This window comes from Streptomyces sp. NPDC001549 (genome assembly GCF_042894025.1).
GTDB lineage: Bacteria > Actinomycetota > Actinomycetes > Streptomycetales > Streptomycetaceae > Streptomyces > Streptomyces kutzneri.
On record NZ_JBIAVJ010000007.1, the window covers coordinates 95,827 to 112,527 of the forward strand.

The following is a 16,701-nucleotide window of genomic DNA, read 5'->3' on the forward strand; positions in this document are numbered from 1 at the left end:
CGCCCGGGCTGATCGTCCAGGACGGGCCGGGCCGGGTGGTCGTTTCCTACGGAACCTTGGTCCCGGGGCGCGCGCGGGATACGCCGGACGGGCGGAGAGTGAAGGGAGGGAGAGGAAGACAGGCGCGCGTGTCTCTTGGAGCCGCCAGGCCGATCAAGGGATCGCGGGCTCCGGAACGACGGGAAGGGGCGTCCCGGCATGCGACGCAGGCGCGCCCGTGCGTTCGCCGCGGCACTGCTGCTCATCTCCGTGGCGGCTCCGGTGGCGCCGGTGGCTCCGGCCGCGGCCTCCCCGGCTCCGCCGCCCGTGGCGGTACCCGACCGGCAGGGGGACGACTGCGCGCCGGACGGTCTCGGCCCCGAGCTGACCGCCAGGCTGGACCGGGCCGCAGCGAGCCGAGCACGCTCCTCGCCAAGACGATCACCGGCATCGTGACCCCGGACCACGTGTACGACATCCCGCCCAAGGAGTAGCGCCGGCGCCGGCCGCAGCGACCCGTCCGCGGTGAAGTGCGGGCACCGCTCCGCCCGATCCGCACGGCGCTGCGGGCGCCGGCGCCCTCATCCCCGCCCGGCCGCCCGGGTGACCTGCGGCGCACGGCGGTGGACCGGGCCGTGCCGCCGGGCCAGCGGGAGCACCGATCCGCCGTGCCGGACGGCCGTGAACTCGGCGGCGATGGCCAGCGCGGTCTCCTCCGGGGTGGCGCCGCCGAGGTCGAGTCCGATGGGTGAGTGGAGGCGGGCCAGGGCGGAGTCCGTGACGCCCTGGGCCCGCAACCGTCTCTCGCGTTCGGTGTGGGTGCGCCGCGATCCCATGGCCCCGACGTAGCCCAGGGGCAGCCGCAGGGCCAGTTCCAGCAGCGGGATGTCGAATTTGGCGTCGTGGGTGAGGACGCAGACCGCGGTACGGGAGTCCAGGCGGCCCGCGTCCCATTCGGCGGCCAGGTGCCGGTGCGGCCAGTCGACGACGACCTCGCCGGCGTCGGGGAAGCGGGCCCGGGTCGTGAAGACGGGCCGGGCGTCGCACACGGTGACCCGGTGGCCGAGGAAGGCGCCGATCCGGGCGAGGGCGGCGGCGAAGTCGATGGCCCCGTAGACGAGCAGCCGGGGCGGCTCGGCGGCCGATTCGACGAGGAGGGTCAGGGGCTGTCCGCAGAGCCCGCCGGCCGTGCCGAGCTCGGCGGTGCCGGTGCGCCCGGCCAGCAGCAGCGCCCGTACCTGCCGGGCTGCGGCCCGGTCCAGGTCGGGACCGCCGGCGAGCCCGCCCTCGTAGGAGCCGTCGGCGTGGACGGCGAGGGCCCGGCCCAGCTGGGGCGGCGGTCCGGAGACCACCCGGGCGAGCGCGGCCCGGGTGCCTCCGGCGGCGGCGTCGAGCACCGAGCCGAGCACGGGCCGGACCGGGTCGAGCCCGCGCACCGGGGTGACCAGGACGTCGAGGGCTCCGCCGCAGGTCAGGCCCACGGCGAAGGCGTCGTCGTCGCTGTAGCCGAAGCGGTGCAGACCGCCTTCGCCGGAGGCGATGGCGTCGAGGCACAGCTCGTGCACCGCGGATTCCACGCAGCCTCCGGAGATGGAGCCGAGCGCGGTGCCCTTGTCGTCGACGGCGAGGGAGGCGCCGGGGCCGCGGGGAGCGCTCCCACTGACGGCGACGACGGTGGCGAGTGCGAACTCCCGCTGCGCGGCGCACCACGCGCGTAGCTCGTCGGCTATGTCGAGCATCAGCGGATGTACTCGCGGCGCGGGGTCTGTCCGGGCAGGTGCGGGCGCGGCGGCAGGACGGCCGGGGTCGCCGGCCTGGCTGTGGCCGCTCTGGGCGGTGCGGCCGTCGCGGCGGCCGACCGGGTGGGGCCGGGGTATCCGTCGGGTATCGGCGGGCGCGCGCCGAGCAGTTTGGCGGCGTGGGCCACGCTGGCGAGGGTGGCGTGGTGGTGCCAGCCCCGGAAGGAGCGGCCCTCGAAGTCCCGGATGCCCACGGGTTCGCAGGTCTCGGTGAAGTCGAGGGAGACGCGGTCGGTGAGTTTGGCGAGCAGGAAGAGCTGGGCGAGCGGCCGGTCTCCGATGTTGGTGATCCAGAACTCGGAGGGCAGCAGGGCGGTTTCGGTCCAGGCTCCGACCAGCAGCAGCGGGGTGGGCGGCGCGGGCACGGGGCGGTCCTCGCAGGGGGTGGCGAAGATCGAGGCCGAGGTCAGCAGGGTCACCGCGCCCTCGGCACGGCCGTGCCGGGTCCATTCGACGACGCGGCGCTGGGAGCGCAGGGAGTCGATGAGTTCGCGGGCGGGGGCGGTGTGCGGCCCGGGTTTGTACCGGCCGGCGCCACCGAAGGAGACGGGCAGTGAGCCGTCGACCTTGAAGACGAAGGGGATGTCCTGGAGGGTGAAGGACTCGATGCTCTGGGGGAGATCGCAGTTGGCGACCTCCATCACCACGGGCCGGCGCTGGAGTTGCCAGCTGGCGGCCATCCGCTGGACGGCGTGTACGGCGTCCTGGGCGGGGGTGAGGGAGCGGGCCGTGTCGGGGATGCCGGCCCGGCGGCGGCGCAGGAGTTCACTGGTCCAGGGCCCGGGGAGGGTGAGGGTCCATTCGACCGGGAAGCTGGCCTCGCTGGAGGCGAGCCAGATCCCGCTGGCCTGCTGGCAGTTGGCGGTGCGGCCGAGCTGGGGGACGAACTGCCGGCCGACGCCGACGGAGCGGTCCCCCGCCTTCTCTATGACCATGGGCTGGAGCACCCAGGCCAGGGGGCGCTGTGCGGTGCGTTCGAGGTGCTGGGCGAGGGAGCGGCGGACCGGGGTCCAGTCCCAGGGGGACTTGCTGATGAACTGCTGGAGGCTCTGCTCGACGGAACTGGCCCCTGTTCCGGCGATGTTACGAATTGTTTTCTTCCCGGCGGTCCGCACCAGACCGTTCAGATAAACGCGGGCCCAGTTTCGCTGGTCCCGCCGGGGTAATGATTCGAAGAGAAGAGAGATCAGGACGTCGATCAATTCGGAGATTTCCGCCGTGGAATCCTCCGGCAGGACTACGCGAGCCATCTGGGCCTCCCCCGCGACCAGCTAGATCCAATACCCTACTTGACCGCGTAGAACGGCCGTAGGCCCCGGCGGCTACTTCCTGAGGTCGCTGGCAGATTCGAGCCGCTCTTCCTCTACCACGAGGGGGATGGGGATCTGGTTCGCCGCATAGTAGATCGCGATCAGGAAGTGGGCGACAAGTGTGAGTGGTGCGGAGTAGAAGGCCAGCAGGACGGTGAGGGGGTACGCGATGGCCCCGAGGCCGAAGCGCACTCGTGTGGCGCGTGCGCCCTCCTTGTCCACCTGCTCGTGGAAGAGGTGGCCGACCCGGGTGACGTACCACCAGAAGGCCAGGAACGCCAGGGCGTAGGCCACGGTGACGCCGCTGTAGAGGACGGCGGCGGCGTTGGCGGAGCCGCCTTCCTCCATGAGGTGCTCGGCGAGGACATTGGTGGTGTACGGGACCACCGATACCACCATCAGCACCAGGAGATTCAGGAACAACAGGGGGCGGTCCACCCTCCTGAGATGACTGAAGATGGTGTGGTGGTTCACCCACATCACGCCGATGATGAGGAAACTCACGACGTAGGCGGCGTAATGGGGCCACTGTTCCCGGACTCCGTGCCAGAAGTCCGATCCGGTTTCTTCCGGAACCTTTAATTCCAGAACGAGGATCGTGATGATGACGGCGAATACACCGTCACTGAATGCCTCGATCCGCCCGGTTTCGCTTTCCATTGCCTCCCCTTTGCCACTTCTTGCAGATAAGCGGCCCGCGCGCACGCGCTATGCCACACATACGGGGAGGGCGCTGCGGCGCCCTCCCCGCACACGCTACCCAGATTCCGGCCGTCAGCTGCCGAATCCGGCGGTCTGGCGCCAGATTCGGCCATCGCGGACGACGAGTGTCCCGAACGCGTGCTCCGGTTCACCGTTCAGGTTCATGATCGCCCGGTAGAAGATGGTGTCTTCGGTCTCGATGTACTCCTGGAGTTCCACGAGCGAGGGCTTCACCGTGAGATAGCCGGTGAACGTCTCACGAACGGCTTCGATCCCCACCGAGGCCCCTTCGAAGCGCAGCAGCACGGCGTCGTCGGTGTAGTTCTTCATCACCGCCTCGATGTCCAGGGCGGCCAGCGCCTCCATCTGGCGGACGAACACCGGGTGCAGTTTGGAGATGTCGTACTTGGCCATGTCGACTCCGTTTCAACTGGGAGAGGTGCCCACAATGGGTGCCGTTTCGGTTGTTGTCGCAGGTGAGACGCAGGACTGGGCGCTGCCGGCGAAGGGCAGCCGGACGACCATCCGGGTCTCACCGGGACGCGAGCGGGCGGTGATCGACCCGTGGTGGCGCTGGGTCACGATGCGGTAGCTGAGGTGCAGCCCCAGTCCCGTGCCCTTGCCCACGTCCTTGGTGGTGTAGAAGGGTTCGAAGATCCGCGGCAGGGATTCGGCGGGGATGCCGCGGCCGGTGTCGGCGATCTCGACGACCATGCAGACGCCCTCGGCGCGGGCGCGCAGGGTCAGTACGCCGGCGCCCTCCATGGCCTCGGCCGCGTTGTCGACCAGGTTGGTCCACACCTGATTCAACTCGCTGGGATAGCCCGTCAGTTCGGGCAGTCCGGGCTCGTACTCACGCACGATGCTGATGCCGGCGAGCTTGGCACGCAGGACGACCAGCGTGTTCTCCAGTCCGTCGGTCACCGGGAAGCGCTGTTCGGGCGCCCGGTCGAGGTTGGCGTAATCCCGGGTGGCGGCGACGAGCTGGGAGATCCTGGGACCCGCGGCCCGGAGCTCCGCCGCGAGCGAGCGGATCTCCAGCAGCGCCGCCAGGTGGTCCAGGGCCGGGGCGAGGGCCGGCTCCCCCACGCCCTCCAGCCGCTCCAGCAGCCAGCCCAGTTCCAGTCCGAGGTCCGCTACCCCGGATCCGAGCAGGCCGGGCCGTTCGGTGCCCGCCTCCTCGGCCCAGTCGGCGATCTCCTCCTCGGCGTCGGCCTGGGCGAACGGGTCGGTGGTCACCGGCGGCGGCAGCTTGTCCAGCTCGTCGGCGAGGCGGTCGAGGAGCGCGCGCTCCGCGCCCGAGGCGGCCGCGCCCCAGGCCTGGGCGGTACGGGTGAGCCGGTCCAGGGCGGGGGCCAGTTCCTGCGCGGCCCGGGCCACGGCCGCCGCCGGGTTGTTCAGCTCGTGGGCGAGCCCGGCGGCCAGGGTGCCGAGCGCCTCCACGGTGGCCCGCTTGCGGGCCTGCACCTCGGAGGACTTGATGCGCCAGGCCAGTACGGGGATCAGTACGGCGGCCACCCCGTGGCAGCGGGTCAGCATCTCGAAGAAGACCGGCTTCGGGTAGGCCACCACCGTGGTCGACGGGCCGCTGGCGGCCGCGGTGGCCACGTAGGAGCCCTCGGTCAGCAGGGGCAGTTCGCCGGTGAACCGGTGGGCGGCGGACGGCTTGCCGTCGTGGTCCTCGGCCGCGGCGCTCTCCTCCTCGGTGGAGTGCCGGGTGAGCACCTCCTCCCGGCCGTCTACGACCTTGGTGACGACCAGCCCGCCGGAGAGCAGGACGTGGAAGCCGGTGGCCTCCTCGCCGTCCCGGAAGAGGACGTCGCCGTCGGCCAGGATCCGGGGCTCGGACACCGAGACCAGCCAGTCCAGCTGCTCCTCGGTGATCCCGGCGAAGATCTCCAGCTCGCGCAGGGCCGACCGCAGCTCCGGGTCCTTCATGTCCGCCGCGTTCACGCCGCACTCCCCTCGGCCCGGGTACGGGCGGCCAGTCGCAGGGTGGCCAGCAGGGCCAGCGCGCACACGCCGGCCACGGCGGCCATGAAGCCGACCGAGGTGCGGTGCAGCCCGTGGATGTTGGTGAGCATCCCGGCGAGGACCGCCGGCACGCTCATCGCGAGGTACGCGAAAACGTATACGGCGGCGGTCAGTTCACCGCGGTGCGCCGGCTGCGCGAGCGTGCTCAGCGCGCGGAAGGAACCGAGGAACGCGGCGCCCCAGCCGCTGCCGAGGACGGCCGTGGCCACGAGGAACACGGCGGCCGAGCGGATCCCCAGCGCGACGAGCACCAGGCCGAGTCCGGCGAGGAGGCCGAACAGGCCGAGCACGGCGGTGCGCAGCGCCTCGGTGCGGCCGAGCATCAGCTGGGCGGCGGTGGCGGCGCCCGCGAGCAGGGCGACCGTGGCCCCGCCGACCAGGTAGTTGGTGGACTCCAGCAGCGACAGCGCCAGGTGCGGGCCGAGGGAGAGGTAGAAGCCGCCCACCGACCAGACCGCGACGATGGTCAGCACGAGGACGGTGAAGCGGCCCCGGGCGTCCGCCGGTACGCGGATCCGGTGCGGGACCACCCGGAAGCGGCCGCCGGCGCCCGGCGCGCTCTCCCGCATCCGGACCACCCCCACCAGGGTCACGGCGAAGGCCCCGACCAGCAGCAGGTAGCTCAGCACGGTCGGGGCGGGCGCGAACTGGACGAGGAGTCCGGCCCCGATCCCGCCGAGCCCGATGCCCACGGTGGGCCCGGCGCTGTTGACCTGCGCACCGAGCGCGGGCCTGGACGCGGGGCTTAGTTCCAGCAGGGCCGCGCCCATCGCCCCGGTCGCCAGTCCCACGGCGAGCCCCTGGACGGCGCGGGCGGCCAGCAGCAGTCCGAGGCCCTGGGCCCCGGCGAACAGGACCATCGAGACCATGGCCAGGATCAGTGCGCCGCCCAGGACCGGGCGCCGGCCCAGGGTGTCGGAGAGGGAGCCGAACAGCAGGAGCCCGGCCAGCACGGTGACCGCGTACAGGGCGAAGACCACCGTGATCGTGCCGGAGGAGAGCCCCCACCGCTGCTGGTAGAGCACGTAGAGGGCGGAGGGCACGGAGGAGGAGAGCATCAGCAGGACGAGGACCGCTCCCACCACCCAGAAGCCGGAGCCTCTGGGCGCACTGGCCGCGTGGGCGGCTGGGTGCACGGTTACCCCCGTGGTCGTCTCGGATGTATCGGCCACTGGTCACTCAACTCCCCCGTGATGGGACCCGTGCCGGGCCCCGTGGTGTGCCCGTCTCGGGCTATCGGTCGAGAGCCCGCTCGGCCCTCTGCAAGGCTCGGGCCGTGAGAACCCCCACGAGATGACCGAGGTACTCGGCCGAGGTGCCGCGCCTGGGGACGAAGAGCTCCCTGGGTTCGGCGCGGAAGGCCGCGAGCACGGCCTCCGTCCCGTACGGGCCCCCGCGCAGCCGGTCCTCGACCCCGCGCAGCCGCAGTGCGCGGGAGGTGGCCCCGGTGACGGCGATGCGCGGCCCGCCGGGGGTGATCCGTACGGCGGTGGCGCACACCGGGTACCGGGTGGCGCGGTCGGCGGTCTTCTCGAAGGCGGCGGCCGGGCCGGCGGCCGGCACCAGCAGTGCGGTGAGGACGGTACCGGCGGGCGCGCTGCCGGCCGCGAGCTCCTCGGCCGGCAGGGTGGACCGCCCGCCGGGGCCGGCCAGTTCGATCACGGCGTCGGCGGCCATGGCGGCGACCGGCAGGTCGGTGGCCCGCCCGGCGGCGGCGAGGTTGCCTCCGATGGTGCCGAGGTTGCGGACCTGGGGGTCGCCGTTGGCGCGGGCCGCGGCCGCCAGTTCCGGGGCCTCGGCGAGCACCAGCGGGTCGGCGGCGAGCTCGGCGAGCGTGGTGAGCGCCCCGATCCGCAGCCGGGTGCCGTCGGGAGTGCGCGTGACGCCGCGCAGTTCCTCCAGCCGCCGGATGTCGACCAGGAGCGCGGCCCGGTCGGCTCCCGCGCGCAGGTCGGGCAGCAGGCTCTGGCCTCCTGCCAGGATCCGGGCGCCGCGCGTCCCGGCCAGCAGGGTGAGCGCCTCGTCGAGGCCGGCGGGCCGGACGTAGTCGAACTCGGTGAGGATCATTGGGCTTCCCCTCTCAGGCGGCGCCAGACCTTCTCGGGGGTGAGGGGCATGTCGATGTGCTGGACGCCCAGGTCGGACAGGGCGTCGACGACGGCGTTGACGACGGCCGCGGCGGGCGGGACGGTGGCGATCTCGCCGGCGCCCTTGGCGCCGAGCGGGTTGTGCGGGCTGGGCGTGACGGTCTTGTCGAGCGTGAAGAACGGCACGTCGGCGGCGCGCGGCAGGGCGTACGTGGTCAGGTCGGAGCTGACGAGCAGGCCCTGTTCGTCGTAGACGGCGGCCTCCATCAGGGCCTGGCCGAGGCCGTGCGTGATGCTGCCCTCGATCTGGCCGAGGACGATCTTGGGGTTGCCGATGTGGCCGGCGTCGTCGACGGCGGTGTAGGCCACCACCTCCGTCTCGCCGGTCAGTTCGTCGATCTCGACGACCGCCACGTGTGTGCCGAAGGGGTAGTTGAAGTCCGGCGGGTCGAAGTGGGTGGTCTCGTCGAGGGCGGGTTCGATCTCCGCGGGCAGCCCCCAGCCGTACCACATGGACATCGCCAGCTCGGCGAAGGTCTTGGTGTTCTGCTCGTTGCCCTCTTCGTAGACGCGGCCGCCCTCGTAGACGACCTTGTCCTCGGGGATCCCCAGGAAGACGGCGCCGGCCCGGATCAGCTTGCTCTTGATCTTGCGGGCGGTGAGGGCGACGGCGGGCGCGGCCATGCTGTAGGAGCGGGAACCGTAGGTGCCCTGCCCGTACGGGGCCTTCTGCGTGTCGCCCTCCAGGACCTGGACGGTGTCCGGGTCGATGCCGAGCTCGTCGGCGGCGACCTGGGCGAATACCGTGCCGTGGCTCTGGCCGGTGGAGGCGGAACCCACGATGACGGTGACCTCGCCGGTCGGGTGGACGCGGATGTTCGCGCTCTCCCAGGTACCGCCGAGCATGCCCTCCTGGGACATCCGGGTGGAGGGGCCGACCCCGCAGATCGCGACGTAGGTGGCGAGGCCGACGCCCAGCCGCTTGCCGCGGGTGCGGGCCTCGGCCTTGCGGGCGGGCATGTCGGCGTAGCCGGACAGCTCGATGGCCTTGTCGAAGTTCAGCCGGTAGTTCCCTGAGTCGTAGGTCCAGCCGAGGCCGTTGTCGTACGGGAACTTCTCCTTCGGCACCAGGTTCTTGCGGCGGACGGCCGCCGGGTCCATACCGATCTCGGAGGCGTACCGGTCGACGAGGCGCTCCATGAGGAAGGCGGCCTCGGCGCGTCCGCTGCCGCGCTGGGCGCCGAGCGAGACGGTGTTGGTGAAGGCGGCGTAGACCTCGCAGAAGGCGGCGTCGATGTCGTACATGCCGCTGATGGAGCGGCCCATCAGAGCGGTGGCGACACCCGGGCCGATCGTGGAGGGGTACGCGCCGAGGTTGGCGTAGCTGGTGCAGCGCACGGCGGTGATCCGGCCGTCGCGGGTGCCGGCGAGCGTCACGTGCTGGCGGTGGTCGCGGCCCTGGACGGTGGAGTTCATCAGCCCGGTGCGGGTGTCCACCCACTTCACGGGCCGGCCCAGCGCCTTGGACAGGAGCAGCACCAGCGGCATGTCGGGGTACAGGTACCCCTTGGTGCCGAAGCTGCCGCCGACGGTCGGGGCGATCACCCGGAGCTTGTTGAAGGGGATGCCGAGCACCAGCGCCGAGAGCAGGAAGCGGTGGTTGTGCGGACCCTGGGTGGAGGCGTAGAGCGTGTACTCGCCGGTGGCCGCGTTGTAGTCGCCGACGGCGCCGCGCGGCTCGATGGGGCTGTTGATGGTGCGCTGGTTGACCAGGTCGAGCTCGACGGTGACCTCGGCCTCGGCGATGGCCGCGTCGGTGCGGTCCTTGTCGCCGCAGGTCCAGTACGCGTTCAGGTTGCCGGGGACGGCCTCGTGCAGCTGGGGCGCGCCCTCGGCGAGCGCCTCGTCGGCACGGGTGACCACGGGCAGCGGCTCGTACTCGACGGCGATGGCGGCGAGCGCCGCGGTGGCCTGGCGCGGGGTCTCGGCGACGACCACGGCGATGGGGTCGCCCACGTGCCGCACGGTGTCGCCGGTGAGGACCGGGCGGGCGCCGGGAAGTCCGTAGGGGTGGGGCGGGAAGTGGCTCTCGACGCCGCCGGGGATCCAGATGCAGGGCAGCGGCATGACGTCGGTGAAGTCGGCGGCGGTGGCCACCTTGAGCACGCCGGGCAGCTGTTCGGCGGCCTTGGTCTCGATGGAGAGGATCTTCGCGTGCGCCACCGGGCTGCCCAGGATGGCCATGTGGGCGGTGCCCGGCAGGTCGATGTCCGCCACGTACGTGGCCTCGCCGCGCAGCAGCTGCGGATCCTCGCGGCTGTCCAGCGGCTGTCCGAGGACACCGCTCCCCGTGGCCGGGGCCTCCCCCGTCACTGCGGTCATGTCCCTCACACCTCCTGTCCGGCAGCGGTGGACGCGGCGACGGCGGCGGGCTCGGAAACACCGGAGGGCGCCTCGGCGCGGGCGGCCGCGCAGGCGCGCTGCACGCCCCGTACGACGCTGTGGTAGCCGGTGCAGCGACACAGGTTGCCGGTGAGCCACTCGCGGATCTCGGGTTCGGTGGGGGCCTCGCCGCCGGCGGTGGAGTCGACGAGTTCACCGAGGGCCATGACCATGCCGGGGGTGCAGAAGCCGCACTGGGTGCCGTGCTCCTGGCGCAGTGCCTCCTGGAGGCCGGACAGTTCACCGCCGCGGGTGGTCTCGCCCTCGATGGTGGCCACCTCGCCGCCGGCGGCGGAGACGGTCAGGACCAGGCAGCTCTTGACGGACCTGCCGTCGAGGCGGACGACGCAGGTGCCGCACTGGCCGGTGTCGCAGCCGACCTTGGTGCCGGTCAGCCCGAGGCCGTCGCGGAGCCGTTCCACGAGCAGTTCGTTCGGCCGCGCCGAGAACTGCTCGGGTCTTCCGTTCACATTCAGTGTGATATCCATGCCAGCGCCTGCGCTTCCGTGAGCGGCCGGTTGAAAAGGGGCCCGCCGGGCTGTTGGAGAATTCCTCCGGAGTGCAACGGGCCGGTGTCCACGGGTGCGAATCCCAGATCCGTGATGATTCCCGCGACGATTTCCTTCGCTTTCACGTCGTCGCCCGCGGTGAAATGCGCCAGGCGCTCTCCGGGGGCCGTGCCGGCGACGGCGAGGGTTTCGAAATGCATGGTGTTCAGGGATTTGACGACCTGGGCGTCGGGGTACCACTCGGCGACCAGGTCGCTGGAGCCGCGCCCGCCGAGGTCGGCGGGGGTGCCGGGGCCGCCGAACGCGTTCGTGGCGTCCACCAGCACCTTGTCCTGCACGGCGTACGGCGGGAGCAGCCCGCGGACGCGTTCGAAGGGCACCATCAGCACCAGGAGTTCGGCCCGGTCGGCGGCCTCGGCGGGGTGCGCCGCCGAGGCCGCCCGTCCCAGCTCGGCCACGAGCGGGCCGAGGGTCTGCGGGCCCCGGGCGTTGGCGAGGACGACCTGGTGGCCTGCCGCCACGAGGATCCTGGCCAGGGTCGAGCCGATCCGCCCGGTGCCGATGATGCCTGTCCGCATTGCCGCTCCTCGGGAATGGGGTCTCGTTCGCGGGTCTCGTTCACGGTCTCGTTCACGGTCCCGGTCGCGGTCGCGGTCTCGTTCACGGTCCCGGTCGCGGGCTCGTTCGCGGTCCCGGTCGCGCTCTCAGTCCATGCCGATCCAGACCGACTTGGTCTGGGTGTAGCTCTCCAGCGACTCGGGGCCGCACTCGCGGCCGTAGCCGGAGGCCTTGTAGCCGCCGTAGGGCACGGCGGGGTCGTACTGGTTGTAGCAATTGACCCAGACCGTGCCGGCCTTGATCTGCGAGGCGACCCGGTGGGCGCGCCGCAGGTCCTTGGTGTGGACGCCGGCGGCGAGGCCGTACGCGCTGTCGTTGGCGATGCGTACGGCGTCCTCCTCGGTGTCGAAGGGGATGATCGACAGGACCGGGCCGAAGATCTCCTCCTGGGCGATCCGCATGCCGTTGTCGACGCCGGTGAAGATGGTCGGCAGGAAGTACAAGCCAGCCGAGAGGTCGTTGGAGGCGCCCTCGGGGGTCCAGCCGCTGCCGCCGGTGCGCAGGATCGCGCCTTCCTTCTCGCCGACCTCGATGTACGAGCTGACCTTGTCGAACTGTCCGCGGTGGGCCAGTGGTCCGAAGAGGGTGGCCGGGTCGCGCGGGTCGCCGGGCTTGAGGTCGGCGGCCCGGCGGACCAGGCGTTCGACCATCTCGTCGTGGATGGGGCGCTGCAGCAGCAGCCGGGAGCCGGCGGTGCAGATCTCGCCCTTGTTGTAGTAGATGCCGAAGAAGGCGAGTTCCTCGGCGGCGTCGAGGTCGGCGTCGGCGAAGACGATGTTGGCGGACTTGCCGCCGAGCTCCATCGTCACCTTCTTCAGGGTGCCGGCCGCCTTGCGGATGATCGTCTGGCCGACCGAGGTGGAGCCGGTGAAGGCGATCTTGTCGATGCCGGGGTGGCCCGTGAGAGTCTCCCCCAGTTCCACGCCCGGACCGGTGATGACGTTCAGCACCCCGTCGGGGATCTCCGCCTCCTGGAAGAGTTCGGCGATCTTCAGGGCGGTCAGCGGGGTGGCCGGGGAGGGCTTGTGGACCACCGTGTTGCCCGCCGCGAGTGCCGGTGCGATCTTCGTCATCGACAGCAGCAGCGGGAAGTTGAACGGGGTGATGGCGCAGACCACGCCCAGCGGTTCGCGCAGGGTGTAGGCGAGCTGGCCGCCGGCCGGGGCGCGCGAGGAGCCGTCGACGCGGGTCACGGCCCCGGCGTAGTAGTGCATGAGCTGGGCGGCCATGGGGGCGTCGACCGTGCTGGAGAACGCGAACGGCTTGCCCATGTCCACGGTCTCCAGCAGGGCGATCTCCTCCAGGTCGCGCTCGATGAGCTCACCGACCCGGTTCAGCCGCAGCGCGCGCTCCTGGGCGGACAGTCTGCTCCAGGGGCCTTCCTCGTACGCCGTGCGGGCGGCGGCGACGGCCGCGTCCGCGTCGGCGGCGGCGGCCTGGGCCACCGGTACGATCTCCTGCCCGTCCACGGGGCTGATGTCCGGTTCGGTACGGCCGTCCTGGGCCGGGACCCAGGCGCCGCCGATGAACAGTTTCCCGGGGTTGGCGAGGGGCTGGCCGCTCAGCTCACGCTTGGTCATGGCTGCCTTCCGGTTTCGGGTGCGGGGGGGCGGTGCTAGCCCTTCGCGAGCTGCCGTAGGAAAGTCTCGGCGAGGGCCTTGGAGGAGTAGGGGTTCTGGCCGGTCGTCAGCTTGCGGTCGACGACCACGTGCGAGTCCCAGATGGCTTCGGCCTTCTCGTAGCGGGCGCCGAGCCGGGTGAGTTCCACCTCCAGGATCAGCGGGAGCCGGCCGGCCATGTTGGTGACCAGTTCCTCGCTGTGCGAGAAGGCGGTCATCCGGTAGCCCTCGAAGGGCCAGCGGCCTTCGCCGTCGCGCAGGGCGAGCAGCGAGGTGTGGCCGTGGCACACGGTGGCGAGCGGTTTGTCCTGCGCGATGACCCAGCGCAGGATCTGGGCGAGCTCGTCGGACTTGGGGAGGTCACCGATGGCGCCGTGACCGCCGCTGACGTACACCCCGTCGTAGTCCGTGATGTCCTTCTCGGTGAGGGCCTCCAGTGCGACGGGGGCTCTCAGCTGGGGGGTTTTCTCGATGACCCGGACGTACTCGGCGGCGTTGGCCGCGTCCTCGTCCGGCGAACCCTGGGGGCGGACCCACTGGAGGAACTGGGGGTCGATGCTCGTCTGGTCGACCGTCGGCGCCCGGCCTCCGATCGTCGCCACGTCCACGTCGTGGCCGGCTGCTTTGAAGAGCGTGAAGGGCACGACGAATTCCTCGGCCCAGAATCCCGAGGGGTGCTGTTCACCGTCGAGCAGATGCAGTGTGGCTTTGGCCGTCATGACGACGAGAATCTTCATGATTCTCTCCTTGTTCTGGATTCGCTGCCGATTCAACACGCCACCCGCAGGGGGCGTAAGGGGGATGACGTCAGGCCCGCGATACTTCGTCACGTGCGTCCAACGCCGAGATGATGGTGCGGAATTCACCGACCAGGGGGTGGTCGGGGTGAGCTTCGGCAAATATGCGTTCCCCGTACAGAGCCGCCATTTCCGGCGAGTAGGGAAGGATTCCGGCCAGTGGCGCCCCGTAGACCGCCTCGGAGCGCCGGCGGGCCGCTTCCCGGTCGATGCCTTCGGGGGCCATGCTCAGTACCAGGGTCCGCCGGCAGGTCAGGCGCCCGGCGAGGGCGATGGTCTCCTCGACCCCGGAGAGGTCGATCCGGTCGGCCCGCGCCATGATCATCAGTACGTCGGCGCTCGCCATGGCGGTCACCGACTCGTTGTTGAGCCCGGCGTGGGTGTCGAGCAGCAGCACGTCGAGGGCGTAGTGCGCGGCCAGCCGGTCGAAGCCCTCCGGCAGGAGCCCCACGTCGTAGCCCCCGGCCATGATCTCGCGCAGGGCGGCCGTCCCGGTCCGGGCCGGTACGACGTACAGGCCCCCCCGACCGGAACCGGCGCCCGTCTGCTGGGCGGTGGTCTCGATCTCGCAGCGGCCGAGCAGGTAGTCGGTCAGGGAGGGGCCGGGCCCCAGGCGGAACAGCAGGTCCAGGGTGGGTGACTGGATATCGGTGTCGACCACCCCCACCCGGCGTCCCTCGGCCGCGAGGAGCAGCGCGAGGTTCGCCAGTACCGAGGACTTGCCCGTCCCACCGCGGTGCGAGTGCACGACGATGGTGCGGGTCATCTAGGCCACCACCCGGGTGCCGGCACCGTCCGCGCGCGGCCCCCGCGCCGCGCGTGGCCGGTGCAGGGCCAGCATGGTGACGTCGTCGTGCTGTTCGGCGGTGCCGGTGTGCTCGCGCACCGCCAGGTCCATCCGGTCGACCACGTCCTTGCCGCTGACCGGTGGCCCGGCGAGCAGTTCCAGCATCCGGTCGTCGCCGAGGAAGCTGCCGTTCGGGCAGCGGGCCTCGGGGACTCCGTCGGTGAAGGCGAACAGGGTGTCGCCCGGGTCGAGCTGGGCGTAGCCGAGGGTGTAGACGCAGTCGGGCTGGATCCCGACGGCCGGTCCGGTGATGTGGAGGGCGACGGGCGGGCTGCCGTCGGCGGGCAGCAGCAGGGGCGGGTTGTGGCCGCCGTTGATGTAGACGAGGCTGCCGGTGAGCGGGTCGAGGACCCCGAAGAAGAGGGTGGCGAAGTAGCCCTGCCTCAGGTGGTTGCGGGTGAGGTAGCCGTTGGTGGCGGTGACCGCGTTGAGCAGCGGGGTGGCGCCGACGACCGGGATCCGGCGGCTGCCGCCGGCGCGTCCGGCGGCGACCAGGTGCTGCAGGCCGCTGTTCTGCGCGGTGTGCCGCAGCAGGGAGCGGATGAGCGCCATGAACAGCGCGGCTCCGACTCCCTTGTCGCAGACGTCGGCGACGACGAAGGCGAGCCGGCGGCCGCGGGAGATCTCGAAGACGTCGTAGAAGTCTCCGGCGACCTGCCGGGCGGGACGGAACCGCACGTCGATCTCCCAGCCGTCGGGGACGGGCATCGATTCGGGCAGGAAGCCCGCCTGGATCTCCCGGCCGATCTCCAGTTCCTTCTCGTAGCCCATGAGTTCGGCGCGGGCGTCGGCCTCCCGCAGGGTGCGGCCGAGTCCGGCGCGCTCCGAGCAGCTGTGCAGCCGGGCCCCGACGAGGGCGGGCAGGAAGGGCGGTACGAGGTAGTCGTGCCCGATCCGGACGTGCTCCTCCAGGGCGGCGAACTCCGTCACGGCCCAGACGACCACGATGGGGGCCCCGGCCCAGCGGCGGAGCCGGCGTACGGCCATCCGTACCGCCTCCCCGTCGGACTCGGCCGGGGCCAGCAGCACGTCCGCGACGGGCAGCAGTTCCAGTGCGCCTTCGCGCAGCTCCGTCAGGGAGCGGGTGACGAGTGCCGCGTCCATCGTCCGCAGAGCGTCGAGCAGCTCGGGCGGCGGTGGCGGGTACACGTCGAGGATGATCACGGTCGTGGAGGGCATCGGTCCGTCCCCTCAGCCTTCACAGTCAGGGTGCTGATGTTGCGGCCGTCCCTGTGCGCGTAGCCGAACTCGTCCACGCTGGTCAGCGCCAGGTGGATGCCGAGGCCGCCGATCCGCCGCTGCTCCGGGGGGACCCCGGGGGCGGGCGGCAGGCGGCCTTCGACGGGGTCGAAGGGGAGTGCGGTGTCCTCGATGACGATCTGCACCCCGCCCGGGCCGGAGCGGCCGCGGACGGTGATCCGTCCGTCGCCGCCCCGGTACCCGTGCATCACGACGTTCGTGGCCAGTTCGTCCACGGCCAGCCGGAGCCGGTAGGTGGCGCCTTTGTTCAGGCCCGCCGCTCCGGCCAGCCGCAGGACGAACGAGGCGATTTCGCCCAGTGCCCCCACCGTTGCGGGCACTTCCAGTACGCAGGACGTCCTCGCCAGTTCGGCCATGTCAGTCACGGTGGTCACTCATCGGAGAGGACGATGCTCCGGTCGAGCCCGGCGGTCCGGATGGTCCGGGACACGGGCTCGATGGCACCGACCACCTTGATGGTGACGTCGTTCGCGACCTTCTGCTGGGCGAAGACCAGGGAGCGCAGTCCGGCGCTGGCCATGTAGCCGACGCCGGCCATCCTGATCTCGACGGTCTGGGTGCCGTGGCCGGCGGCCTTCTCGATGGTCCGGTGGAAGTCCGGCGCGGTCTTGGCGTCCAGCTCGCCCGTCAGTTCGATCACGGTGGTGTCGCCCTCGATGCTCAGGGACACGGAAAGCGGCATGTCAGGTCTCCTTCGG

Annotated in this window: 17 protein-coding genes; 1 reads left to right on the forward strand and 16 read right to left on the reverse strand. The window is 71.6% G+C overall.

Going from position 1 to position 16,701, the window contains the following annotated elements; all coding sequences use genetic code 11:
• Nucleotides 1–198: 198 nt before the first annotated feature.
• A complete protein-coding gene (locus ACFY04_RS14375; protein ID WP_389116670.1) occupies nucleotides 199–435 on the forward strand; it encodes a hypothetical protein in 237 nt (78 codons plus the stop codon).
• 125 nt (nucleotides 436–560) lie between these two features.
• On the opposite strand, the gene ACFY04_RS14380 is transcribed toward ACFY04_RS14375, so the two are convergent.
• The 16 genes from ACFY04_RS14380 to ACFY04_RS14455 all read right to left on the reverse strand — a co-directional run bounded on the left by ACFY04_RS14380 (nucleotide 561) and on the right by ACFY04_RS14455 (nucleotide 16,685).
• Complete coding sequence (locus ACFY04_RS14380) at nucleotides 561–1,718, reverse strand: XdhC family protein (RefSeq protein ID WP_389116672.1); 1,158 nt, start codon at nucleotides 1,716–1,718, stop codon at nucleotides 561–563.
• Nucleotides 1,718–3,028, reverse strand: coding sequence for an IS701 family transposase (locus ACFY04_RS14385; RefSeq protein WP_389116674.1), 1,311 nt, complete (start codon nucleotides 3,026–3,028; stop codon nucleotides 1,718–1,720). Before ACFY04_RS14385 ends, ACFY04_RS14380 begins: the two co-directional genes overlap by 1 nt.
• A 72-nt stretch (nucleotides 3,029–3,100) precedes the next feature.
• A complete protein-coding gene (locus ACFY04_RS14390) occupies nucleotides 3,101–3,748 on the reverse strand; it encodes a TMEM175 family protein (RefSeq protein ID WP_373045276.1) in 648 nt (215 codons plus the stop codon).
• Nucleotides 3,749–3,862: 114 nt separating this feature from the next.
• Nucleotides 3,863–4,204 (reverse strand): nuclear transport factor 2 family protein, encoded by a 342-nt coding sequence (locus ACFY04_RS14395; RefSeq protein WP_301372423.1) that lies wholly within the window; start codon nucleotides 4,202–4,204, stop codon nucleotides 3,863–3,865.
• A gap of 12 nt (nucleotides 4,205–4,216) precedes the next feature.
• Nucleotides 4,217–5,743: an ATP-binding protein gene (locus ACFY04_RS14400; protein WP_389116676.1), complete on the reverse strand. Its 1,527-nt coding sequence runs from the start codon at nucleotides 5,741–5,743 to the stop codon at nucleotides 4,217–4,219.
• On the reverse strand, nucleotides 5,740–6,960 hold the full coding sequence (locus ACFY04_RS14405) for an MFS transporter (protein WP_389116678.1): 1,221 nt from the start codon (nucleotides 6,958–6,960) through the stop codon (nucleotides 5,740–5,742). The genes ACFY04_RS14400 and ACFY04_RS14405 overlap by 4 nt, the downstream gene beginning before the upstream one ends.
• A 97-nt stretch (nucleotides 6,961–7,057) precedes the next feature.
• Nucleotides 7,058–7,891 carry an FAD binding domain-containing protein gene (locus ACFY04_RS14410; protein ID WP_389116680.1) on the reverse strand — a complete coding sequence of 278 codons (834 nt, stop codon included), beginning with the start codon at nucleotides 7,889–7,891 and terminating at the stop codon, nucleotides 7,058–7,060.
• Nucleotides 7,888–10,293: a xanthine dehydrogenase family protein molybdopterin-binding subunit gene (locus tag ACFY04_RS14415; protein ID WP_389116682.1), complete on the reverse strand. Its 2,406-nt coding sequence runs from the start codon at nucleotides 10,291–10,293 to the stop codon at nucleotides 7,888–7,890. The genes ACFY04_RS14410 and ACFY04_RS14415 overlap by 4 nt, the downstream gene beginning before the upstream one ends.
• Before the next feature lie 5 nt (nucleotides 10,294–10,298).
• The gene (locus ACFY04_RS14420) at nucleotides 10,299–10,829 is read right to left on the reverse strand and encodes a (2Fe-2S)-binding protein (RefSeq protein WP_389116977.1); all 531 of its coding nucleotides are present in this window, start codon (nucleotides 10,827–10,829) and stop codon (nucleotides 10,299–10,301) included.
• Nucleotides 10,826–11,440 carry an NAD(P)-binding domain-containing protein gene (locus ACFY04_RS14425; protein ID WP_351157510.1) on the reverse strand — a complete coding sequence of 205 codons (615 nt, stop codon included), beginning with the start codon at nucleotides 11,438–11,440 and terminating at the stop codon, nucleotides 10,826–10,828. The genes ACFY04_RS14420 and ACFY04_RS14425 overlap by 4 nt, the downstream gene beginning before the upstream one ends.
• Nucleotides 11,441–11,566: 126 nt before the next feature.
• Complete coding sequence (locus ACFY04_RS14430; RefSeq protein ID WP_389116684.1) at nucleotides 11,567–13,060, reverse strand: aldehyde dehydrogenase family protein; 1,494 nt, start codon at nucleotides 13,058–13,060, stop codon at nucleotides 11,567–11,569.
• Between the two features lie 35 nt (nucleotides 13,061–13,095).
• A complete protein-coding gene (locus ACFY04_RS14435; protein ID WP_389116687.1) occupies nucleotides 13,096–13,836 on the reverse strand; it encodes a type 1 glutamine amidotransferase domain-containing protein in 741 nt (246 codons plus the stop codon).
• A gap of 70 nt (nucleotides 13,837–13,906) precedes the next feature.
• Nucleotides 13,907–14,662 carry a P-loop NTPase gene (locus tag ACFY04_RS14440; protein WP_389116689.1) on the reverse strand — a complete coding sequence of 252 codons (756 nt, stop codon included), beginning with the start codon at nucleotides 14,660–14,662 and terminating at the stop codon, nucleotides 13,907–13,909.
• Entirely contained in the window at nucleotides 14,663–15,922 is a 1,260-nt protein-coding gene (locus ACFY04_RS14445) for a PP2C family protein-serine/threonine phosphatase (protein WP_389116691.1), read from the reverse strand.
• The gene (locus ACFY04_RS14450; protein WP_389116693.1) at nucleotides 15,904–16,377 is read right to left on the reverse strand and encodes an ATP-binding protein; all 474 of its coding nucleotides are present in this window, start codon (nucleotides 16,375–16,377) and stop codon (nucleotides 15,904–15,906) included. The genes ACFY04_RS14445 and ACFY04_RS14450 overlap by 19 nt, the downstream gene beginning before the upstream one ends.
• Nucleotides 16,374–16,685, reverse strand: coding sequence for an STAS domain-containing protein (locus ACFY04_RS14455; protein ID WP_030008825.1), 312 nt, complete (start codon nucleotides 16,683–16,685; stop codon nucleotides 16,374–16,376). Before ACFY04_RS14455 ends, ACFY04_RS14450 begins: the two co-directional genes overlap by 4 nt.
• Nucleotides 16,686–16,701 lie beyond the last annotated feature (16 nt).